General features: G+C 70.7%; 21 protein-coding genes. 9 read left to right on the top strand and 12 right to left on the bottom strand.

All coding sequences use genetic code 11. The annotated features are described in order from the left end of the window. On the top strand, window positions 1-131 hold a 131-nt coding region (locus MYF83_RS24020; protein WP_248962221.1), incomplete at its 5' end, for a transposase. Window positions 132-175: 44 nt separating this feature from the next. Here the strand turns inward: MYF83_RS24020 and MYF83_RS24015 are convergent. Both MYF83_RS24015 and MYF83_RS24010 read right to left on the bottom strand, forming a co-directional pair. Continuing rightward, complete coding sequence (locus MYF83_RS24015) at window positions 176-358, bottom strand: hypothetical protein (RefSeq protein ID WP_248962896.1); 183 nt, start codon at window positions 356-358, stop codon at window positions 176-178. A gap of 194 nt (window positions 359-552) precedes the next feature. Next, complete coding sequence (locus tag MYF83_RS24010) at window positions 553-999, bottom strand: DUF4396 domain-containing protein (RefSeq protein WP_248962894.1); 447 nt, start codon at window positions 997-999, stop codon at window positions 553-555. Between MYF83_RS24010 and MYF83_RS24005 the strand changes: the two genes are divergently transcribed. Next, a complete protein-coding gene (locus MYF83_RS24005) occupies window positions 1,000-1,221 on the top strand; it encodes a hypothetical protein (RefSeq protein WP_248962893.1) in 222 nt (73 codons plus the stop codon). Window positions 1,222-1,369: 148 nt separating this feature from the next. Here the strand turns inward: MYF83_RS24005 and MYF83_RS24000 are convergent, their stop codons facing one another. The 3 genes from MYF83_RS24000 to MYF83_RS23990 form a co-directional block, all read right to left on the bottom strand. After that, window positions 1,370-2,011, bottom strand: a complete 642-nt coding sequence (locus tag MYF83_RS24000; RefSeq protein ID WP_248962892.1) for a class I SAM-dependent methyltransferase — start codon at window positions 2,009-2,011, stop codon at window positions 1,370-1,372. A gap of 126 nt (window positions 2,012-2,137) precedes the next feature. Beyond that, window positions 2,138-3,010 (bottom strand): NmrA family NAD(P)-binding protein, encoded by an 873-nt coding sequence (locus MYF83_RS23995; protein ID WP_248962891.1) that lies wholly within the window; start codon window positions 3,008-3,010, stop codon window positions 2,138-2,140. 20 nt (window positions 3,011-3,030) lie between these two features. Then, window positions 3,031-4,044, bottom strand: coding sequence for a saccharopine dehydrogenase NADP-binding domain-containing protein (locus tag MYF83_RS23990; protein WP_248962890.1), 1,014 nt, complete (start codon window positions 4,042-4,044; stop codon window positions 3,031-3,033). 81 nt (window positions 4,045-4,125) lie between these two features. On the opposite strand from MYF83_RS23990, the gene MYF83_RS23985 reads away from it, so the two are divergent. The 5 genes from MYF83_RS23985 to MYF83_RS23965 all read left to right on the top strand — a co-directional run bounded on the left by MYF83_RS23985 (window position 4,126) and on the right by MYF83_RS23965 (window position 7,517). Further along, complete coding sequence (locus tag MYF83_RS23985; protein ID WP_248962888.1) at window positions 4,126-4,734, top strand: TetR/AcrR family transcriptional regulator; 609 nt, start codon at window positions 4,126-4,128, stop codon at window positions 4,732-4,734. A gap of 256 nt (window positions 4,735-4,990) precedes the next feature. Continuing rightward, window positions 4,991-5,440, top strand: a complete 450-nt coding sequence (locus MYF83_RS23980; protein ID WP_248962887.1) for an RlpA-like double-psi beta-barrel domain-containing protein — start codon at window positions 4,991-4,993, stop codon at window positions 5,438-5,440. Window positions 5,441-5,450: 10 nt separating this feature from the next. Next, window positions 5,451-6,047 (top strand): cell wall protein, encoded by a 597-nt coding sequence (locus MYF83_RS23975; RefSeq protein ID WP_248962885.1) that lies wholly within the window; start codon window positions 5,451-5,453, stop codon window positions 6,045-6,047. 9 nt (window positions 6,048-6,056) lie between these two features. Continuing rightward, on the top strand, window positions 6,057-6,833 hold the full coding sequence (locus MYF83_RS23970) for a MauE/DoxX family redox-associated membrane protein (protein WP_248962884.1): 777 nt from the start codon (window positions 6,057-6,059) through the stop codon (window positions 6,831-6,833). 204 nt (window positions 6,834-7,037) lie between these two features. Continuing rightward, window positions 7,038-7,517 (top strand): DnaJ family domain-containing protein, encoded by a 480-nt coding sequence (locus MYF83_RS23965; protein WP_248962883.1) that lies wholly within the window; start codon window positions 7,038-7,040, stop codon window positions 7,515-7,517. 49 nt (window positions 7,518-7,566) lie between these two features. On the opposite strand, the gene MYF83_RS23960 is transcribed toward MYF83_RS23965, so the two are convergent. Beyond that, window positions 7,567-7,989 carry a YchJ family metal-binding protein gene (locus MYF83_RS23960; RefSeq protein WP_248962882.1) on the bottom strand — a complete coding sequence of 141 codons (423 nt, stop codon included), beginning with the start codon at window positions 7,987-7,989 and terminating at the stop codon, window positions 7,567-7,569. Between the two features lie 180 nt (window positions 7,990-8,169). Between MYF83_RS23960 and MYF83_RS23955 the strand changes: the two genes are divergently transcribed. Next, window positions 8,170-10,242 carry a hypothetical protein gene (locus tag MYF83_RS23955; protein ID WP_248962880.1) on the top strand — a complete coding sequence of 691 codons (2,073 nt, stop codon included), beginning with the start codon at window positions 8,170-8,172 and terminating at the stop codon, window positions 10,240-10,242. Between the two features lie 49 nt (window positions 10,243-10,291). On the opposite strand, the gene MYF83_RS23950 is transcribed toward MYF83_RS23955, so the two are convergent. The 6 genes from MYF83_RS23950 to MYF83_RS23925 all read right to left on the bottom strand — a co-directional run bounded on the left by MYF83_RS23950 (window position 10,292) and on the right by MYF83_RS23925 (window position 16,951). Continuing rightward, a complete protein-coding gene (locus MYF83_RS23950; RefSeq protein WP_248962879.1) occupies window positions 10,292-11,704 on the bottom strand; it encodes a hypothetical protein in 1,413 nt (470 codons plus the stop codon). Between the two features lie 441 nt (window positions 11,705-12,145). Beyond that, entirely contained in the window at window positions 12,146-12,676 is a 531-nt protein-coding gene (locus MYF83_RS23945; RefSeq protein ID WP_279339960.1) for a flavin reductase family protein, read from the bottom strand. 55 nt (window positions 12,677-12,731) lie between these two features. Continuing rightward, entirely contained in the window at window positions 12,732-14,081 is a 1,350-nt protein-coding gene (locus MYF83_RS23940; RefSeq protein WP_248962878.1) for an LLM class flavin-dependent oxidoreductase, read from the bottom strand. Further along, on the bottom strand, window positions 14,078-15,061 hold the full coding sequence (locus tag MYF83_RS23935; RefSeq protein ID WP_248962877.1) for an ABC transporter permease: 984 nt from the start codon (window positions 15,059-15,061) through the stop codon (window positions 14,078-14,080). Before MYF83_RS23935 ends, MYF83_RS23940 begins: the two co-directional genes overlap by 4 nt. Beyond that, window positions 15,054-15,839, bottom strand: coding sequence for an ABC transporter ATP-binding protein (locus MYF83_RS23930; RefSeq protein WP_372500225.1), 786 nt, complete (start codon window positions 15,837-15,839; stop codon window positions 15,054-15,056). Before MYF83_RS23930 ends, MYF83_RS23935 begins: the two co-directional genes overlap by 8 nt. A gap of 92 nt (window positions 15,840-15,931) precedes the next feature. Beyond that, the gene (locus MYF83_RS23925; RefSeq protein ID WP_248962873.1) at window positions 15,932-16,951 is read right to left on the bottom strand and encodes an ABC transporter substrate-binding protein; all 1,020 of its coding nucleotides are present in this window, start codon (window positions 16,949-16,951) and stop codon (window positions 15,932-15,934) included. Window positions 16,952-17,394: 443 nt separating this feature from the next. Here MYF83_RS23925 and MYF83_RS23920 point away from each other — a divergent pair, with 443 nt between their 5' ends. After that, on the top strand, window positions 17,395-18,312 hold the full coding sequence (locus MYF83_RS23920; RefSeq protein WP_248962872.1) for a hypothetical protein: 918 nt from the start codon (window positions 17,395-17,397) through the stop codon (window positions 18,310-18,312). Window positions 18,313-18,355 lie beyond the last annotated feature (43 nt).

Raw genomic sequence — 18,355 nt, 5'->3', positions numbered from 1 at the left:
ACAGCGCTCACGTCCGCCAGTACCTGTGGGGCGGGCATTTCTGGTCCGGCTCCTACTTCGCCGCAAGCGTGGGCGGCGCACCGCTCACGGTCCTCAAGCAGTACATCGAACAGCAGAAACAACCCGCCTGAGCTGACCCGCTCACGGGCGCGGAAGGCTAGAGCACGCTCGCGCCCTAGCGGGCACTCCCGCGTGGGCCTTCACCCCCGGCGTGAACGCCGGAGCACTGGCCCACAGTTCGGTAGAGCAGGTCCCCGGCGTACTTGGCCACCGAGCCGTCGAACGCCGCGCGGATCCCCAGCCCCGCGATGACCGTCGCCCCCGCGGCGACGAAGGCGACAAGCCGCGGACGCACCATCCCGCAACGATATCGCCGGCGATCCGGACAGCGCTCACCGCGGCGTATCCCGGAAGAACGGTCAGAGAGACCGGCCGTCCAGCCCCCGACCAGCGCTCACCGCGGCGTGTCCCGGAGGACGGTCAGGAACCCTGACTGTCCAGCCTCGGCCGGATGGCGGCGCCGGCTCATCTGCCGGCTGCCGGGCCGGTAGTTCAGTGGTGGTAGGCGTGGACGACGGCATGTCCGCGGCCCTTGGCGATCAGCCAGCGGTTGACCGGCACGGTCAGCACGAAGGCCAGGGCGAGGGAGAATGCCAGGGCCGCCCAGAACAGGACGCTCGCCAGGCCGGCGTCCATGGCGCCGGGCACGGCGACCATCACGGTGTTGTCGATGATCTCCATGACCGCGATGGAGACGGTGTCGGCGGCCAACGCGACCTTCAGCGCCTGGCGCACATCCAGACCCGACTTCAGCACTCCGCGCATGGTCAGCGCGTAACCGAAGACGAAGGCCAGCGCGATCGACAGCACGACGGTGGCCCCGGAGTGCAGCCCCGCCGCGGTGCCGATGATCATGCCCAGGACTTCGCCGATGGCACAGCCTGTCAGGCAGTGCAGTGTCGCCTGGACGGCGGTGCGCCAGGAGGTGCCGGCCCGCATATGCGCGCTGCCGTGCCCGGCGTGACCACGCTCCGCCTGAGCACGTCCTGCAGGACCATGCTCGGCAGGACCGCGGTCGGCCTGAGCACGTCCGGCATGACCAACTTCAGCGTGATCGTGCTCGGCCTGCGCACGTCCGGCGGGACCATGCTCGGCGTGATCGTGGGCGGAGTGGTCCATGGCGTTGTCCTACCTCTTCCATTACGGGTTACTCGTCCATAGAACCATACCCCACTTGGGTATACGCCTCAAGCGAGCGTGGCCACGCGACGAGGTGAGGGCGGTCGAATGAGCACGCTCGGGGGTCGAGTGAGCCCGGCCCATGATCAGATGCGGGCGGTCGCCAGGTCAGACGACCGTGAGCGCGGGGTCAGGTGTGGGCGATCAGGGCGTAGCGTTCGTCGTCGATGGGGCGGCCCCACAGGAGGGGGTCGATGAGGAGCTCCACCCGCAGGTCGGTCACCAAGCCCCGGAGCGCGTCCGCGAGGACGCTGGACGCCACCCCGCCCATCCAGGGGAGGCTTTCGGCTCCCTCGACGTAGGCGGGCGCGTCCGGTGGCATGTTCCACCGGCCCTCGACCAGCACCAGCCGGCCGCCGGGGCGCAGCAGGGAGATCCAGCGGCGCAACGCGGCATGCGGATCGGGGAGGGTCCACACCAGGTGCCGGACCAGCACGGCGTCGAACCGCCGCTCCCCCACCGGCGGATCGCCGGCGTCTCCGACCATGACCTCGGCTTCGGCGCCGGCGAGCTTGGCGCGGGCATGGGCGATCATCCTCGGGGACAGGTCGACGCCGACCGGGCGGTGCCCCTGCTCGGCCAGCAACAGGGTGAGCGACCCCGTGCCGCACCCGAGGTCGAGCACCGACGACCGGCCACCGGGCAGCCACTCGCGCAGCCGCCGCGCCCACGCGGCTCGCACCCTGGTGTCCCGTAGCCCGTGATCGGCTTCCTCGTCGAACCGCCCGGCCGCGGCGTCCCAAAACCCGGCGATGGAAGACGGCGATGTCATACGGGCATCATCGCAACCATCACCGACAGATTCACCGGGACGCGGCGGACGAGTTCAGCGGGACGCGGCCGTCGAGGAGGTCAGTGGGGCCCGGGGGCGGAGGCGGCGGTTCGGTGGGCGGGTGGTTCAGGGGGATGAGGGGGTCGAGGTGTAGTCGTGGAGGGTCAGGGGTGGGCGTCCGCCGATCCGTTCGATCGCCTCGGTCACCTGGTAGAGGTCGTGGCCGCTTCCGATGACCCGGAAGAGCTCCCACAGGTGCGAGAGGTGCTCGACGGCGACGGTGTCGTCGTAGAGCGCCATCGCCTCGCGCCGCCACTCCTCAGGGTCCTGGTCGACGTAGGTCAGACCGCCGCCGAAGGTCTTCGCCGCCTGCCCGATGGTCATGATCTCGCCGGTCAGCCGGCAGATCGGGTCGGCCTCACCGGCGGGGGCGGTGAGGAGCCCGGCCGCGACCCGGGCGACGTCGGCCGCCGCGACCAGCGGCAGCACGGTCTCGGGCGACCCCAGCGGGAGCCTGAGCTCCCGCCCGCCGCCGGCGTCCGCCACCACGGCGAGGTTCTCGAAGAACACCGCGGCCCGCAGGTGGACCGCGCCCACCTCCGCCCGGTCGAAGACCTGTTCCGACACCCAGTGCCGCCGCATGTGCGGAGTGCCGGCGTAGGGGTCGGCCGCGAGTTGCGACACCTCGACCACCTGCTCCAGCCCTTCGCGCCGGGCCGCCGCGGCGAAGACGGCGGTGGCGTCGAGCATGCCCTCGGTGACCGGATAGGTGAAGAACGCCCGGCGCACCCCCTGCAGGGCCGGGATCACCGAGGTGATCTCCCGCAGGTCACCGACGACGACCTCCGCGCCCCATGACCGCAGCTCGGCCGCCCTGGCGTCGTCCGCGCGCACGAACGCCCGTACGGGCCGGCCGCGTTCGAGGAGCAGCCGTGTGACGTGCCGGCCGGTCGACCCCTGCCGCCCGCCTGCCGCTCCCGTGACCAGTACCGGTTCCATGGTGTCTCCTCGATCGGGTTTCACAGGGTGACGGTGAAGGCGCCGAGCCGTTCGAGCTCGCGCAGGAAGGGCTCGGCGGGGAAGACCTCGGCGGCGCTGAGGACGCCGCTCTTGGCCGCGCCATCGTCGCCCAGCAGACGCATGGCGCCCTCCACCGAGGCGAGCGCGCCGGCCCGCCAGAGGTCGTGCCCGGTGATCTGCCCCGCACGGCCGCCGTGGTCGGTGATCGCCTGGACGGCGACGGTGAAGTCCGTGGCCGCCCGCGCCTCGGCGCCGGCGTCCTCGCTGGTGAACACCTGCTCCTCCTCGAAGGTCCTGGCGGTCAGCATCGCCTCGACGTGGCGGGCGGGGACGTGCCGGGGGATGGTGATGGCCTCGGGGAAGGGCACCGGCGCGATCATCGTGCGGGGCCCGAGGGGCGGCGGGAAGGCGAACACAGCGTTGCGCGGCTCCACGTAGCCGACGCGCAGCGCGCCGTCGGAGAAGCCGATGCGCTGGGTCTCGGCGAACAGCTGCCTGGCGGTGTTCAGTGCTCCGGTGGTCATCCGCCAGCCGGTCACCGCGTAGGCGATCGTCACCCGTTCCACGTCGGTCATGCCGTCGGCCACGGCGGCGGCGAGGAGGTCGCCGAGGCCGCCGTAGAAGCTGAGCGCGGGGATCATGGTGGCTCCGGTGCGCTGGGCCGGCGCCTGCAGGGTGTCGAACACGCGCTTGACGTGGTGCGGTTCGACGGCGTGGTCGATGTAGTGGCATCCCGCCTCGGCGGCGGCGGAGGCGACGGGCTCGCCGGTCACCGAGAAAGGCCCGGCGCAGTTGATGAGGACGGTCGCGCTCTCGGCGAGCTCGCGCAGGGACGCCGGGTCGTCCACCGCGGCCGGGTGGGCGCGGGCGCCGAGCTCGTCGGCCATGGCCTGGAGCGCCGTCGCGTCCCGCCCCGCGAGCACGATGTGCTGGCCGCGGGCGTGCAGCTCGGCGGCCACCAAGCGTCCTGTGTGCCCGGTGGCACCGTAGATTGCGATGAGCGGTGTGGTCATGACCAACTCACTTCCATACCGTGGGTATGTAACTGGAACTCGAACCTACGTTCGCTTCGCGACTTCCGTCAAGAGGGGGAAATGACACGCCGAAGCCAGGCCGAGCGGTCGGACGTGACCACGTCCAGGCTCGTGGCCGCCGCGCAGGAGCTGTTCGGCCGGGATGGCTACGCCGCCACCACGATCGGGGCGATCGCCGCCGCGGCCGGCGTGACGAAGGGCGCCGCCTACCACCACTTCCTCAACAAGGCGACGCTGTTCCGCGAGGTCTTCGTCCGCGAGCAGGAGCAGATCTCCGCCGCGCTGGCGCGTGCCGCCACCGCGGAGCCCGACACCTGGTCAGGGCTGCTCCAGGGCTGCCGGACCTTCCTCGAGCACTGCCTGGACCCCGCCTTCCGGCGGATCGTGCTGCTGGACGGGCCGGCCGTCCTCGGCTGGGAGGCGGTTCGCGAGATCGAGTACGAGCACACGCTGCGGGTGCTCACCGAAGGCCTCCGCGCCGCCACGGCGGACGGCCGGATGGTCGACGGGGAGCTGCGCGTCCGCGCCCAGCTGATCTTCGGCGCGCTGTGCGAGGCCGGCATGCTCCTGGCCCGGTCCGAGGATCCGGCGCGCGCGCTGCCGGCCGTGGTGACCGAGGCGGCGCGCCTCCTCGGCTCCCTCGCCCGCGACCCGGACGAGCACAGGTAGCGGAGCCGGCCCCCTCGGCGACGGCGGCCGGCCGTCCCCGGCGTCCGGCGGCCGGCCACGTTCGCGTCCGGCGCCACACGATCACGTCGGCGGGTGCCCGCGTCGCCCGTTCCGGGCCTTTCCATAGCTCCGGGGTGATCCCCTAGATGGTCATTGACGAAGATTTATTACATGCTATTCATAGATCAAGTCAGAAAATTTCGGTAAATGCACCACCAGATCGGGGGACCCGAGCCGCCACCCTAGGAGGACGCGCATGGCGCGCAGCCAGTCCGCTGACCCACCCGTCGACTTACTCGGTCCCGTCACAGGAGAGGTCTCCTGGTTCTGCTGCGGCTCGGCCTGGGGGCCGTGCAGCAGCACCGGCAGGGGAGCCTGCGGCACCTGCAACTCCGGCAGCATGCAACACGCCTGGCCCAACACCTCCGACGCCTGCTGGGCGATCACCCGGCCTGACAGCTGCGGCGTCGGGCTGTCCCGCAGGACCTGCGGTTTCACCCATCGGATCACGGCACTGTGCAGTGGCACCAGCGTCGTCACCTCCATCGCCGACTGCGGCCCTCAGACGGACCTGTTCTGCGGCGAGCGCAGCTGCTGCGGCGCGACCTGCGCGAGCAACCGGCTCATCGACCTGACCCCCGCCGCGTACAGCAAGATCGCCAGCCTTTCGAGCGGTCTGCGCCCATGCGAGATCTCGGTTCCCTAGGAGGCCGCCGATGACCAGCAGAAGGCAAGTGCTCAAGTCCGCCGTGCTCGGCGGCGGCGCCGGCGTGCTCGCCGCGACCGCACTCGGATCCCTCGGCCCCGAGGCGGCCTTCGGCGCCGCCGCGCCCGGAGTCGCCCCCGGCGCGCCCGACCCCGACTTCGCCGAGGGCCGGATCCGCTCCGTCAAGGACAACACCCTGTTCGTCCTGGGCTCCAACATGGTGTTCCACCGCATCAGGGTCGTCGACGGCACGAGCCTGTGGAAGCTCGGCCCCGTCGCCTTCGACCAGGCCAAACCGGGTGACGGGCTCTACGCCCGGGGCGTCCGCATGCCCGACGGGGTGCTCGCCGCCGAGTCGGTGTGGCTCAACATCGTCAACGTCAAGGGCCACGTACGGAACATCACCAGCGAGAAGCTCCACCTCGACCACAACGGGCAGGAGATCCTCTGTCACCGCGTGGCGGGCAAGTCGGTCGCCGTCTACTCCGACGCTCCGCCCTCCGCCGACCTGTCGCTGCTCCGTGTGGGCCAGCACGTACAGGTGCTGGGCGCCTGGCGGCCGGATACCAACCAGGTGGACATCGCCACCGTCTTCTCCCCCCACTAGGAGCGATGCATGAACGGGATCGCCGCGCTGCAGCCGTACGTGATCGGCCTCTTCCTCCTGTGGGCGGGCCTTGTGAAACTGTTCGGCCGGCGCCTGCGGGCGCAGGCCGGGCAGAGCGCCCTGGCCAGGCTCGTCGGCCCGGCGCGCGCGGTCCCGGCTTTCCGGCTCATCGGGGTGCTGGAACTCGCGGTGGCGGCGGCGTTGCTGCTGCCACCGGTCCTGCCGCTGGAGGGTGCGGCCGCCACCGGGCTCTGCGCCGGTTTCCTCGCCTATCTCACCTACGCGCGCCGGGCCGCGCCCACCTCCTCGTGCGGGTGCCTGGGCGCGCACTCCCGTCCGGTGGACCGGCGCGGCTTCGCCCGCGCGGGGCTCCTGCTCGCCGCGAGCGTCGTGGCGGTGTGGGCGCGGCCGTATCCGATCGACCCACCGCTCGCGGTCGTGGGCCTGGCGGAGGCGGCCGCGCTGCTGCTGCTCTCGCCGGAGCTGGACCGCCACTGGCTGGTGCCCCTGCGCCGGCTCCTCGTACGGCTGCGCAGGCCGCTGGCCGCACCCTCTCCGCAGGACGTCCCGCTCGAGGTCACGCTCCGCCTGCTCTATCTCAGCCCGGCCTACTGCTCGGCGTCCGCGCGGCTCACCTCGGACGTGCTGGACGTGTGGGACGAGGACGGCCTGCGTTTCGTGGTCTACGGGGCCGGCGGAGCGACGGCGGTCTTCGCCGCTCCGCTCTCCGGCGACGATCCGGCGGCCGTCCGCGTCGCCCTCATCGAGGAGCCCGCACTGGCCTGAGTCTTCATCGGGACCGAACACCGGCGCCACCGGGGCCGGCCGCGCGAGGGCGGCCGGCCCTGCCTGACCTGGCCTGCCCCGGCCTGGTCGCGGTCGCTCCGGGCGCGAGGACGGGCCGGATCACCGGGGTGCCGGGGCGGTGATTAGGGTGGCAGGTGACCGCGGACCGGGAGGGCTGGGACCGGGAGGGCTGGAGGCGGAGCCGTGACAGAGCGCAAACCCGCAGGCGTCTCCTTCGAGACGTGGATCGACCGGCAGATCCGCGAGGCCACCGAGCGCGGGCAGTTCGACAACCTGCCCGGCAGCGGAAAGCCCCTCCCCGACCAGGGCAAGCCCCACGACGAGATGTGGTGGATCAAGCAGAAGCTGCGGGCCGAGGGCCTGTCCTACCCCTTGCCCGGCACGCTCGCCCTGCGCAAGGAGGCCGAGGAGGCACTCGCCGCGGCGGCGGCGGCGAGGTCGGAGGCCGAGGTACGCGAGATCGTGGCGGACATCAACGAGAAGATCGTCGAGGGGACCCGGAAGGCGCTTTCGGGCCCGCCGATCATCCTGACGCCCTTCGACGTCGAAGAGGTCGTCCGCGTCTGGAAGGCGCGCCGGCCCGCCGAGGCGGCCCCCGCCGAACCCTCACCGGCACGCCCGGCTCCGAAAGGCTCCCTGTTCCGCCGGCGCCGGAAGACCTGACGGGTTCCCCTGACGGCCGGACCCGCATCGCCCTTGGGCGTCCGCGCCACTACAGCGCGCCCACGTACGTCCATTCCCCCGCGTGCCTGACGAACCGGCTGTGCTCGTCCAGGTGTCCCGCCGTTCCACGCTCGATGTAGTGGGCGCGGAACCGGACGGTGCCCTCGGTGTGGAAGGGCGTCCCGCCGGTCGTCTCGAGTATCTCCAGGCTCGTCCACCGCAGCGCCGCGTCGAGGCCGGCCAATGGCGGGCGTGTCGAGGGATGCCAGGTGCGCTGGAGATACGCGCCGTCGCCGACGGCGAAGGCGCTGAACCGCGAACGCATGAGCGCCTCGGCCGTCGGCGCGGAGGCCACGCCGCGGTGCAGCCGCCCGCAGCAGTCCTGGTAGGTCGCGGGAAGCCCGCACGGGCATGGCGCGCGAGCGGCGAGACGGGCTTGAGGTCGTGGATCGCGTCGAGGCACGCCTTCCATTGTGCCCGCGCCCGCCGGCCGCCGCTCCGGCACCGATCGCTTTGCGGGCGACCGTCCGGCAAGGTCGCTTTGTCCGAGAAGCGGGTAGCCCGCCGCCTTTGATTGCGATTCAGCCAATTTCACAACAAAACCCGACGCGGGTGCGATCTTCGACTGAGGTGTTCCAACTCAGGAGGACATGTGCCCCCGCACCGCGCGTTCTCGATCCTCACCCTTGCGGCCTCGGTCTTCATGGCCTGCGCCACGCCCGTCCTGGCGGCGTCCGGCTCGCCCACTCCCACCCCCGCCACTCACACTCCCGCCCCGGCCACGCCCGCCTCGGGCACTCCCAGCCCGGCGGGGTCCCCGGCGTCGCGGGGATGCGACCCCATCGCCGGGGGCGACTGCCTGCTGCCCTTCCCCAACGACTGGTTCACGGCGAGCGCCCGGACGCCGACCGGGCTGCGGCTCGACCTGTCCGGCGCGATGACGCCGAAGAACGCCGCGGGCAAGGCCATCGACCCGGCGGCGTGGAACCGCTCCGACGGCTTCTCGCCCGGCTCGATGCTGCTCACCAACGTCCCCGGCCTCGACCTGGCCGCCACCGGGGCGGCGCCGGTGACCGACGTCGGCAGGTCGCTGCGGCGGGACGCCCCGATCGTCATCGTGGACACCCGGACGGGCGAGCGCTGGCCGTACTGGGCGGAACTGGACGCAGGCGCGAAGGATCCGGCGCGGCAGGCCCTGATCGTCCGGCCCGCGAAGAACTTCCTGGAGGGCCACCGCTACGCCGTCGCGCTTCGCGACCTCAAGGACTCCTCCGGCTCGATGATCGCCCCGCCTGCGACGTTCACCCGGCTCGCCGGAGCCGCCGTCCCCGATGACGATCCGCTCGCCGCACGGCAGGCCGCGCTGCGGCGCCCGCTGCGCGATCTAGCCCGAGCCGGAGTGAGCGGCAGGAACCTCTATCTGGCCTGGGACTTCACGGTCGCCAGCGAGCAGGGCCTCGCCGGGCAGGTGCTGTGGATGCGCGACGAGGCGCTCGGCCGGCTGCGCGGCGCGTCCCCGCGGTTCACCGTCACCTCAGCCACCGACTTCACCCTCGAGCAGGACGCGAACATCGCGCGCGAGGTGACCGGCGAGGTCCTGGTGCCCAACTATCTCGACCGGCCGGGCGGCCCGCCCGGTTCGGTGCTGAACCGGGACGCGGGCGGCAGGCCGGAGCCGCTCGGCGACGACCTGCGCGCCCGGTTCCAGTGCGAGATCCCGAGGACCGCGTTCACCAGGCCGGCCCGCCCGTCCCTGTACGGGCACGGCCTGCTGGGCAGGATCACCGAGGTCCGGGCCTCCAACGTCAGGGCGATGGCCGGCGAGCACGGCTTCGTCTTCTGTGCCACCGCGTGGATCGGCATGGCGCAGGAGGACATCCCCAACGTCGGCGGGGTGTTCACCGACTTCTCCCGCTTCGACACCGTGGCCGACCGCCTCCAGCAGAGCTTGCTGAACTTCGTCTTCCTCGGCCGCGCCATGATCACCAAGGACGGGCTGGCGAGCGACAAGGCGTTCCAGGACGGCAAGGGACGATCGCTGATCGACCATCGGGCGGAACTGGCGTACGACGGCAACAGCCAGGGGGCCATCGCGGGCGGCGCGCTCGTCGCCGTCTCCCCCGACGTGCGCAGGGGCGTGCTCGGGGTCCCGGGGATGAACTACGGCACGCTGCTCAACCGCAGCGTCGACTTCCAGCCCTTCCAGCAGGTCATGAACGGCTACTATCCCGACAAGCTGGACCAGCAGGTGTGCTTCGCCCTGCTGCAGATCCTGTGGGACCGGGCCGAGACCAACGGGTACGCCCAGCACCTGGGCGGCGACCCGCTTCCCGGCTCCCCCCGGCACCGCATCCTGATGCACGTCGCGTTCGGCGACCACCAGGTGTCGACGGTCGCCGCCGAGGTGGAGGCGCGGACGATCGGCGCCCGGGTCCACCAGCCCGCGATCGCGGCGGGCCGCAACCCCGACGCCGTGCCGTACTGGGGCATTCCGGCGTTGCCGCGCGGACCCTATCCGGGGTCGGCGATGGTCGTGTGGGACAGCGGCACGCCCGCTCCCCCGGTGACCAACACCCCGCCGATCGGCCCGCAGTACGGCACCGACTCCCACGAGGACCCGCGCGCCGACGCGACGGCACGCACCCAGAAGGCGTACTTCCTCCGCTACGGCCTGGTGGTCGACGTCTGCGCCGGCCGCCCCTGCACGGCGCAGCACGCCGGCTGAGCCTTCCGTCATGGCGGGCGCCCCGGCCGGCGCCCGCCATGTGGTGCGGTCAGCGGTGCCAGAGCACCGCCGAGGTGGTGCTTCCGTCGAGGACCACGTCGCCGGTCCAGTTCAGGAAGGACTGCTGGGGAAGGTAGTCCTGGCCGAGCAGGAAGCCGCGCTTGATCGCGGTGACGTGCACGGTGGCGCCGGTGTCGGTGCCCACCACGACGCGGTGGGCGGTCACCTCGGCGATGTCGTCGGCCGTCGTGCCGGCCGGCAACTCGACCGTGGTGGCCGCCGGGTCGTCACGCTGGATGGACCACGTCGGGTCCACATGGTTGGACAGGTAGACGGTGTCACCGTTGACGAGGCGGACGCCGAGCGCGACCCCGACCCAGGACGATCCCGCGTTGGCCGGCTGCGTAGTCTTCTTGACCACCGCGTACAGGTAGTTGCGCTGGTCGCTCACCTCAGGCGTGGCCGGGGTGGTCGCCGAGGGAACTTCGATCTTTCCCTCGCGGAGCATCTCCTTGGCCATGATCTCGTAGGTCCAGGAGTTGGTGTCCATGAGGTACTCGCGGGCCTGGCCGGCCGGCAGCGTCTGCAGGGGCGACAGGAAGAACCGCATGGGGTCGTCCACGGTGTCGCACATGTTGTTGTTCGACGTGCAGGTCTCGAGCAGGGCGTGGTCGCCTTCGTACTTGCCGGAGAAGTGCAGCGTCTGGTGGTTCGCAGCCTGGTAGGTGTCGCTGCCCGCTACCCGGTCGCCGTTCTCGTCGACCTCGACGTCGTAGATCCACTCGATGTCGGTGGTGCGACCCCAGCGGGCCATCAGCGCAGGCGTGTTCGTTCCGCCGTCCTCGTTGCTCCACACCACCGAGTAGGTGAGCTTCGTGTGGCCGGGAGTGGCGGCCGGCGCCGAGTCGTGCCAGGCGATGAGCGGGGTGTCGCTGGTCGCGTTCTGGTACGGGCCGCCGAGGTCGGCGAGGTTGCGCCCGTAGACGACGGGCGCGTACCGCAGCACCAGGTACTCGGGGCTTCCTGGCGCGTACGTCGAGACCTTCAGGGCGTCCAGTACGACGGACCTGCTCGCGGCCGCGGACCGCTCGCCGGCGAAGTGCAGGCGCAGCATGTGCACGCCGGCGGTGAGCCGGCCCAGCGCGAGCTGCCGGTGAAGGGGCTGCCCGCCGGAGACGACCAGGTCGGTGGCGTACCGGTTGTCGACCGAGATGGACACGACCGCCGACTCGGAACCCTTCACCGCCCAGTCCGTGCCGGGCGCTGAGGTGTTCAGGTCGACGACCGCCTCGCCGGACTTCCGCACGACGACGGGCACCCGGACGTCCTTGTGATCACGGCGGACCTCGATGTGCCGGGAATGGGCGGTGTCGCCCGGGGACGCCTGTGCCGTGGCCGGGGAGGCCAGGCCGGCCAGGGCCACGACGGCGGCCGACGCGGTCAACAGTTGGACAGCTCGCATCAATTCTTCCTCCGCTGCGGGACAGCTTCGCGGGTCGGCGAGATTGACCGAATCAGCCATGTGACAGCCGCCCGTGAGCAAGTCCGATCAGATGCCAGGTCTAGTGATCGAAGCTAACCGTCCGGCCAATGCTGGGAGAGCAATCATTGAAAACCGCGACAAACTCCTGCACGACTGAGCCGTCCCTCCGGCATCCCGTGTGCTCGGTATGCCGGAGATTCGGGGCATTGTCGCCGGCGCCGGTTCTCCTCGACGGGGTACGCCCACCTGACCCGGGCGCAAAAAGGTGCGCCCACCGGCCCGGGGGCGTGAGCCGGGCAGGTGGGCGCACCGATCAGGGGGTCGTGAAACGTGCCGTGAGTACCGGTCAGGGGGTCGTGAACGGGCCGGCGAGCACCGGTCCGAGGTGGGCGATGGAGCGGGCCGGTGAGCGGATGTGGGTCAGGGGTGGGGGATGAAACGGCCGAAGCGGCCCTGGTGGTACAGCAGGGGGCGGCCCGGCTTGTGCACTTCCGCCTCCGCGACCAGGCCCACGACCAAGACGTGGTCCCCCACGGTGAACGTCTCGTAGGGAAGGCAGACCAGATGCGCGGAGACGTCCTGCAGCAGCGGCGCCCCGAGCGGTCCCGGACGCCACCGGGTGGGCTCGGCGAAGCGGTCCACGCCCTTGCGGGCGAACCGCGACGCCACCTCCGCCTGGTCACCGGCCAGGATGTTGACCGCGAAGTGGTCCGCGGTCCGCAGCCAGGGCCAGGTGGTGGAGGCCTGGTCCACATAGAAGGAGACCAGGGGCGGATCCAGGCTGACCGAGGAGAACGAGGTGGCGGTCAGGCCGACGGGCACTCCCTCGCTCTGCGCGGTGATCACGACGACGCCCGCGGCGTGCACGGCGAGGGCCTGGCGGAAGACGTCGTGGTCCACCGCCCGGCCCTGCGCCGTGCCGCGTTCCTGGGCCGGCAGGGTCTCGGTCAAATTCCCGTTCCTTCCTTGAGCACCGCCGCCACCTGGGGAAGCGTCATCAGCGAGGTCATGAGGCCACCGCCACGTCCAGCCGTTCGCTCTCCTCTGCCGCCGCGTGGCGGGAGGCGGGCCGGGCGAGTCCGTAGTTGCCGCGCAGCGTGCGGCCCTCGTACTCGGTGCGGAACAGTCCTCTGGCCTGTAGTTCGGGCACGACATGGTCGACGAAGTGCTCCAGGCCGCCCGGCAGGATCGGCGGCATGATGTTGAATCCGTCGGCCGCGCCGTTCTCGAACCACGTCTGGATCTCGTCGGCGATCTGCTCCGGGGTGCCGGTCACGACCCGGTGCCCCCGCCCGCCGGCGAGCCGGCCGAGGAGCTCGCGTACGGTCAGGTTCTCGCGGCGGGCGAGCTCGATGACGAGCTTGCGGCGGCTCTGCGCCCCCTCCGTCTCGACGGGGACGTCGGGCAACTGCCTGTCCAGCGCGTCCTCCTGCAGCTCGATGCCCACCAGGTGCGAGAGCTGGGCCAGCCCGTACGCGGGGATGATGAGCTCTTCGAGCTCCTTCTCCAGCCGTAACGCCTCGCGCTCGGTGGAACCGATGATCGGCGAGATGCCGGGCAGGATCAGCAGCTCGTCGAGATGCCTGTCGTACCGGGCGAGGCGTGACTTGATGTCGGTGTAGAAGTCCTGGGCGTCCGCGAGGGTCTGCTGCGCGGTGAAGACCGCCTCGGCGAAGCGGGCGGCGAACTCCTTGCCGTCCTGCGAGGATCCGGCCTGGACCAGCAGGGGGTGGCCCTGCGGCGGGCGGGAGGTGTTCAGCGGGCCCTCGACCCGGAAGTGGGCGCCTTCGTGCTCGAGCGGGTGGATCTTGCCGGTGTCGGCGTAGTCCCCGCTGCGGCGGTCGCCCAGGACCGCGTCGTCCTCCCAGCTGTCCCACAGCTTGGTGACGACCTCCACGAACTCGGTCGCCCTGGCGTAGCGGTCAGCGTGCGCGGGGCGTTCGACGCCGAAGTTGCGCGCCTCGGCCTCGCTCGCGGAGGTGACGATGTTCCATCCGGCCCGGCCGCCGCTGATGTGGTCCAGGGAGGCGAACTTGCGTGCCACGTGGAACGGCTCGTTGTAGGTGGTGGAGACGGTCGCGATCAGGCCGATGTGGTCGGTGACGACCGCCAGCGCCGACAGCAGGGTGAGGGGCTCCAGGCCGCCGAGCGCGTTGTGCCGGACGTTGCCCTGCAGGGCCAGGCCGTCGGCGAGGAAGACCGAGTCGAGCTTGCCGCGCTCGGCGATGCGCGCCAGTTCCTGGTAGTGGCGGACGTCGGTGAGGCGGGCGGGTTCGGCGCGCGGGTGGCGCCAGGCCGCCTCGTGGTGGCCGACGCCCATGAGGAACGCGTTCAGGTGCAGCTTGCGGGCAGTCATGAGGTCCTCCACGTCGAAAAGCGGCGCTCCACGGTGACCAGGAGCAGGTTGAACAGCAGGCCGAGCACCGAGATCGTGATGATCCCGGCGTACATGTCGGGGATGCGGAAGCTGAACTGCGCGTCCTGGATGAGGTAGCCGAGGCCGGCCTTGGCCCCGACCATCTCGGCGAACAGCAGCACGAGGATCGAGTAGGCGCCGGCCAGCCGTATCCCGGTGAAGATGGTCGGCACGGCGGCCGGGAGGATCACCTTCTGGAAGAGCCGGAGCGGACCGAGTCCCATGGAGCGGGCCGACTTGATCAGCAGCGGTTCGACGGTCTTCACGCCGCCGACGGTGTTGAGCAGGATCGGCCAGGCGCAGGCGTAGAGCACGAAGATGATCTTCGAAGGTTCGCCCAGGCCGAAGATGAGGATGAAGACCGGCAGCAGGGCCACGGGCGAGGTGTTGCGGAACAGCTCCAGCACCGGGCTGAGGAAGTCGGCGACCGGCCGGTACCAGCCGATGGCCAGGCCCAGCGGGATGGCCAGCACGATGGCCAGGCCGAAGCCGGCGAGGGAGCGGATCAGCGACGCCTGGAAATGCTCCAGTAACTGCCCGCTGACCAGCAGGTCGTACCAGGCGACCAGGTCCTCCGACAGCGGCGGGACGAACACCGGGTCGACCACCCCGGTGCGGGGCAGCACCTCCCAGACGGCGGCCAGCAGGATCAGCGCCAGGGACCGCCGCAGCAGCAGCGCCGTCCGCGACGCCGCCGAGGGCCGCCCCTTCCCCGAGACCTTGAAGAACCGGGTGGCCAGGTCACCTGCGGTGGGGACGTCCCCGCGCGCACCCGCGGCCGGGGCGGCCTTGGATGCCTCCAGGCCGGTGGTCGCGGTCCCGGGCGCGGCGGCTCCGGGGGTCACGGTGCCGGGGGTCACGGGCGCGGCGGTCGCGGTTTCCGTGGTCGCGTTCCCGGGGGCGGCGAGTGTGTCAGCCAATGTTCCGCTCCTGCTCCTGAGCCGCCGCGACCTCGTCGCGCAGCAACGTCCAGATCTCGTGGCGGTACTCCCCGAAGCGCGGGTGGGCGCGCAGGTCGCCCTCACGCGAGTCGAACGCGATGTCGATGATCTTCTTGATCCGGCCGGGCCTGGAGGTCATCACCGCGACCCGCTGGCCGAGGTAGACGGCCTCGTCGATGCCGTGGGTGATGAACACGATGGTCTTGTTCGTCTTTTCCCAGATGCGCAGCAGCTCCTCCTGGAGCAACTCGCGGGTCTGGGCGTCGAGCGCGGCGAACGGCTCGTCCATCAGCAGCACGTCCGGGTCGAACGCGAGGCTGCGGGCGATGGCGACGCGCTGGCGCATGCCGCCGGACAGCTCGTGCGGGTAGCGCTGCTCGAACCCGGTCAGCCCGACGAGGTCCAGGTAGTGGCGGGCCCGTTCCCGCCGTTCCTTCTTGGCGACGTCCTTGGCCTCCAGCCCGAACTCGATGTTGGCCAGGGCCGTGCGCCAGGGGAACAGGGCGTACTGCTGGAAGACGATCCCCCGGTCCAGGCCGGGCCCGGTGACCGGCCGGCCGTCGATGAGGACCTCGCCGCCGGTCGGCGCGGTGAGGCCGGCGATCAGGTCGAGCAGGGTGGACTTGCCGCAGCCGCTCGGGCCGACCAGGGTGAGGAACTCCCCTTCCCGCACGTCGAGGCCGACTCCTTCGATCGCGGTGAACGGCCGGTCGGATCCCCTGATCTGGAACACCTTGCCGACGTCCCGGAGGCCGATCTTCGTACGGGTCCCGGCGTCCCCGACGGTCGCGGGCACGACGACTCCTTCGACGATCGGGCGTTCATGCTGCTGCTCGGTGAGGGCTCGGCTCACGACGCGCTCCCGCGCTTGAAGGGGTTGTACTCGTTGGTGTAGAGGTCGGCGACCTTGACCTGGCCGGGCCTGATCTCTCCCTCGCGTTCCAGCCAGTCGACCCAGGTCTGGAACTCCTTGGCGTCGATCACGCCGCCCTTGTTGGCCACGCCGCTGCTCTTCCAGAAGGTGATCCCGCCGGCGTCCTCGCTCCTGCCCCGGCCATCGATGATCTTCTTGTACTCGGCGATCACCTCCTCGCGGGAGTGGGTCTGCGTCCACTCGACCGCCTTGGCGAAGCCCTCGACGAACTTCCTGGTGGTGTTCGGGTTCCGCTGGATGAACCGCTGGGTGAGCACGACGCTGCCGGCGGTGAACGGCCCGAACAGGTCGATGTCCTTGAACAGCGGGCGGATGCCGCCGCGCTGCAGCGCCTTGTCCCGCAGGATGCCGGACAGCGCGGCCACGTCGATCTGGCCCTGGCGCAGGGCCTGCTCGGTGTTGACCGGCGGCACGACCACCAGTTCCACCTTGCCGATCTCCTGCGGGGTCAGGCCGCCGCGCTTGAGGTACTCCTTCACCACGGCCTCGAGGTGCGCCCCGAGGGTGTTGACCCCGATCTTCTTGCCGATCAGGTCGCGGGGACCCTTGATCGGTGAGCCGTCGGCCACGTAGTAGCCGACGTAGCTGTCCTTGTCACTGCCGTAGTAGCCGATCACCGCCTTGATGGGGGCCTTGGCCGCGGCGAGCTTGACGATGGCGCCGTTGAACGCGCCGCCGAAGTCGGTCTGCCCGGTGGCCGCCGCCTGGATGTCCTGCGGGCCGGAGATGGTGTTGCCGATCCACTTGAGCTTGATGGGCGCGAGGTAGCCGAGATGCTCGGCCAGCTCGGGGAAGGTGACGGCGCCGACGCTGCCCTGGTAGCGCAGCTCGGTCACCTCGAGCCCGCCGGGCTTGGCCGCGCCCGAGGCGGAGCCGCACGCGACGAGGAGGCTCGCCAGCAGGGCGGGGATGAGGGCGTGTCTGATTCTGGTCACGGGGAGTGTCCTCATGGAGGAAGGGCATGCTCGCGCGATGCCTTGCCGCGGGCGAGGCATGCCGGAGGGGGACGGTTTCGGGGAATCGGAAACGATTCACGGGAGCGTGGACACCGTCGGCCACGCGACGACCGCGAGGGCCCGAGTGCGGCGGGACGCCGGCCGCACACCCTCACGGGATGGAGAAGGAGCTAGCGATCCGCGATCAACGACACTGCGCGCTGGCGACGTGACCGTGGTCGACATGCGAGCGACGCGTCAGATAATGCCCTTGTCCCATACATCGAACCTACGACCCGGCGCGCAGTAAGTCAATATTTCCTACTGGTTATACATAGAAAGCCCGATCCCTCCCCTGGGACAGGGGAACGAGAACGGGAACTCCGTGCGTCGTTCGAGACGTTCAGCTCGTAGCAGCACGGTGGCGAAGGACCGGGTACCGCATGCGCTGGATGAAGAACGACAAGCTGCCCCTCGACGGCATCGGCCTGATGATCGCCGGCGCGCTGTTCGTCCTCTCGGTCCCCTCCCCGGACCCGTGGCCCGACCTCCTGGTCGGGGTGGCCACGTCGTTCGTCTTCCTCGCCGTCTTCGACATGCTGCTGGCCGTACAGGGCTCCCTCCTCGGCCGCAGGAGGGCGAAGTTCTTCGGCCGGGAGCTGGCCAGGGGCGGAGCCACCTTCGCCTTCCCCGACTTCGAACCGCACCACGACGTGACCCGGGCGCTCGAGGGAGTGGGGATGCCCCACCGCTACCAGCGCCCCACCTCGAAGATCCGGGGACTGGCCGACTTCTGGATCGACACGCACTACTCGGCGGCGCCGAGCGACATCGAGGCCATCTTGTACCTCGCCGACATCTTCGACGGGATAGCGGCCAAGCCCAACCTGATGATGACCGACCGCCGGCTCATCGAAGGGTGCGACCGCAGCTTTCTCAGCGTCGGGCTGTCGAGCAGCGCCTGCACGTTCCTCTACCTTGAGCGGATGGCCGACCTGTCCATGTTCGAACTCGTCCCGGAGCCGGACGAGCGGCCCTTCCGCAAGTTCGTCCGGGTCAAGGACGGCCGCGAGTTCCACTCGGACTCCCACCGCCAGTACGGGTTGATCATGCGCCACTCACCGGACCCGCGCCACTGCCCCGACCGGCGCTGGTTCATCGTCGGCGGCATCGGGACCGAAGGCACCCTTGGAGCGGGGTGGTACCTGTCGAGACACTGGCGCTACCTCGCCGGACGGGTGCCCCCGCATCAGGACTTCATCGCGATCATCGACGTTCCGGCCATCGCTCCACGGAGCGCCTATCTCAAGGACTCGAATATCATCGTCGCAGAACCAGACGCGCTCACTCTCCATGACTGAAACCGCACGACGCTCCGGCACCCATCGCACACGCCATAAGGTG

Origin of the sequence: Sphaerisporangium perillae, from assembly GCF_023276435.1 — a bacterium.
Lineage (GTDB): Bacteria > Actinomycetota > Actinomycetes > Streptosporangiales > Streptosporangiaceae > Sphaerisporangium > Sphaerisporangium perillae.
Note: the sequence above shows the minus strand (reverse complement) of the source record. Positions and strands in the feature narration are given on the sequence as shown.

Excerpts from the sequence above, each read along its gene's own strand:
- MYF83_RS24015 (WP_248962896.1), bottom strand. The coding sequence starts at position 358 with ATGGTGCGTCCGCGGCTTGTCGCCTTCGTCGCCGCGGGGGCGACGGTC.
- MYF83_RS24010 (WP_248962894.1), bottom strand. The coding sequence starts at position 999 with ATGCGGGCCGGCACCTCCTGGCGCACCGCCGTCCAGGCGACACTGCAC.
- MYF83_RS24005 (WP_248962893.1), top strand. The coding sequence starts at position 1,000 with ATGCGCGCTGCCGTGCCCGGCGTGACCACGCTCCGCCTGAGCACGTCC.
- MYF83_RS24000 (WP_248962892.1), bottom strand. The coding sequence starts at position 2,011 with ATGACATCGCCGTCTTCCATCGCCGGGTTTTGGGACGCCGCGGCCGGG.
- MYF83_RS23995 (WP_248962891.1), bottom strand. The coding sequence starts at position 3,010 with ATGGAACCGGTACTGGTCACGGGAGCGGCAGGCGGGCGGCAGGGGTCG.
- MYF83_RS23990 (WP_248962890.1), bottom strand. The coding sequence starts at position 4,044 with ATGACCACACCGCTCATCGCAATCTACGGTGCCACCGGGCACACAGGA.
- MYF83_RS23985 (WP_248962888.1), top strand. The coding sequence starts at position 4,126 with ATGACACGCCGAAGCCAGGCCGAGCGGTCGGACGTGACCACGTCCAGG.
- MYF83_RS23980 (WP_248962887.1), top strand. The coding sequence starts at position 4,991 with ATGGCGCGCAGCCAGTCCGCTGACCCACCCGTCGACTTACTCGGTCCC.
- MYF83_RS23975 (WP_248962885.1), top strand. The coding sequence starts at position 5,451 with ATGACCAGCAGAAGGCAAGTGCTCAAGTCCGCCGTGCTCGGCGGCGGC.
- MYF83_RS23970 (WP_248962884.1), top strand. The coding sequence starts at position 6,057 with ATGAACGGGATCGCCGCGCTGCAGCCGTACGTGATCGGCCTCTTCCTC.
- MYF83_RS23960 (WP_248962882.1), bottom strand. The coding sequence starts at position 7,989 with ATGGAAGGCGTGCCTCGACGCGATCCACGACCTCAAGCCCGTCTCGCC.
- MYF83_RS23950 (WP_248962879.1), bottom strand. The coding sequence starts at position 11,704 with ATGCGAGCTGTCCAACTGTTGACCGCGTCGGCCGCCGTCGTGGCCCTG.
- MYF83_RS23940 (WP_248962878.1), bottom strand. The coding sequence starts at position 14,081 with ATGACTGCCCGCAAGCTGCACCTGAACGCGTTCCTCATGGGCGTCGGC.
- MYF83_RS23920 (WP_248962872.1), top strand. The coding sequence starts at position 17,395 with ATGCGCTGGATGAAGAACGACAAGCTGCCCCTCGACGGCATCGGCCTG.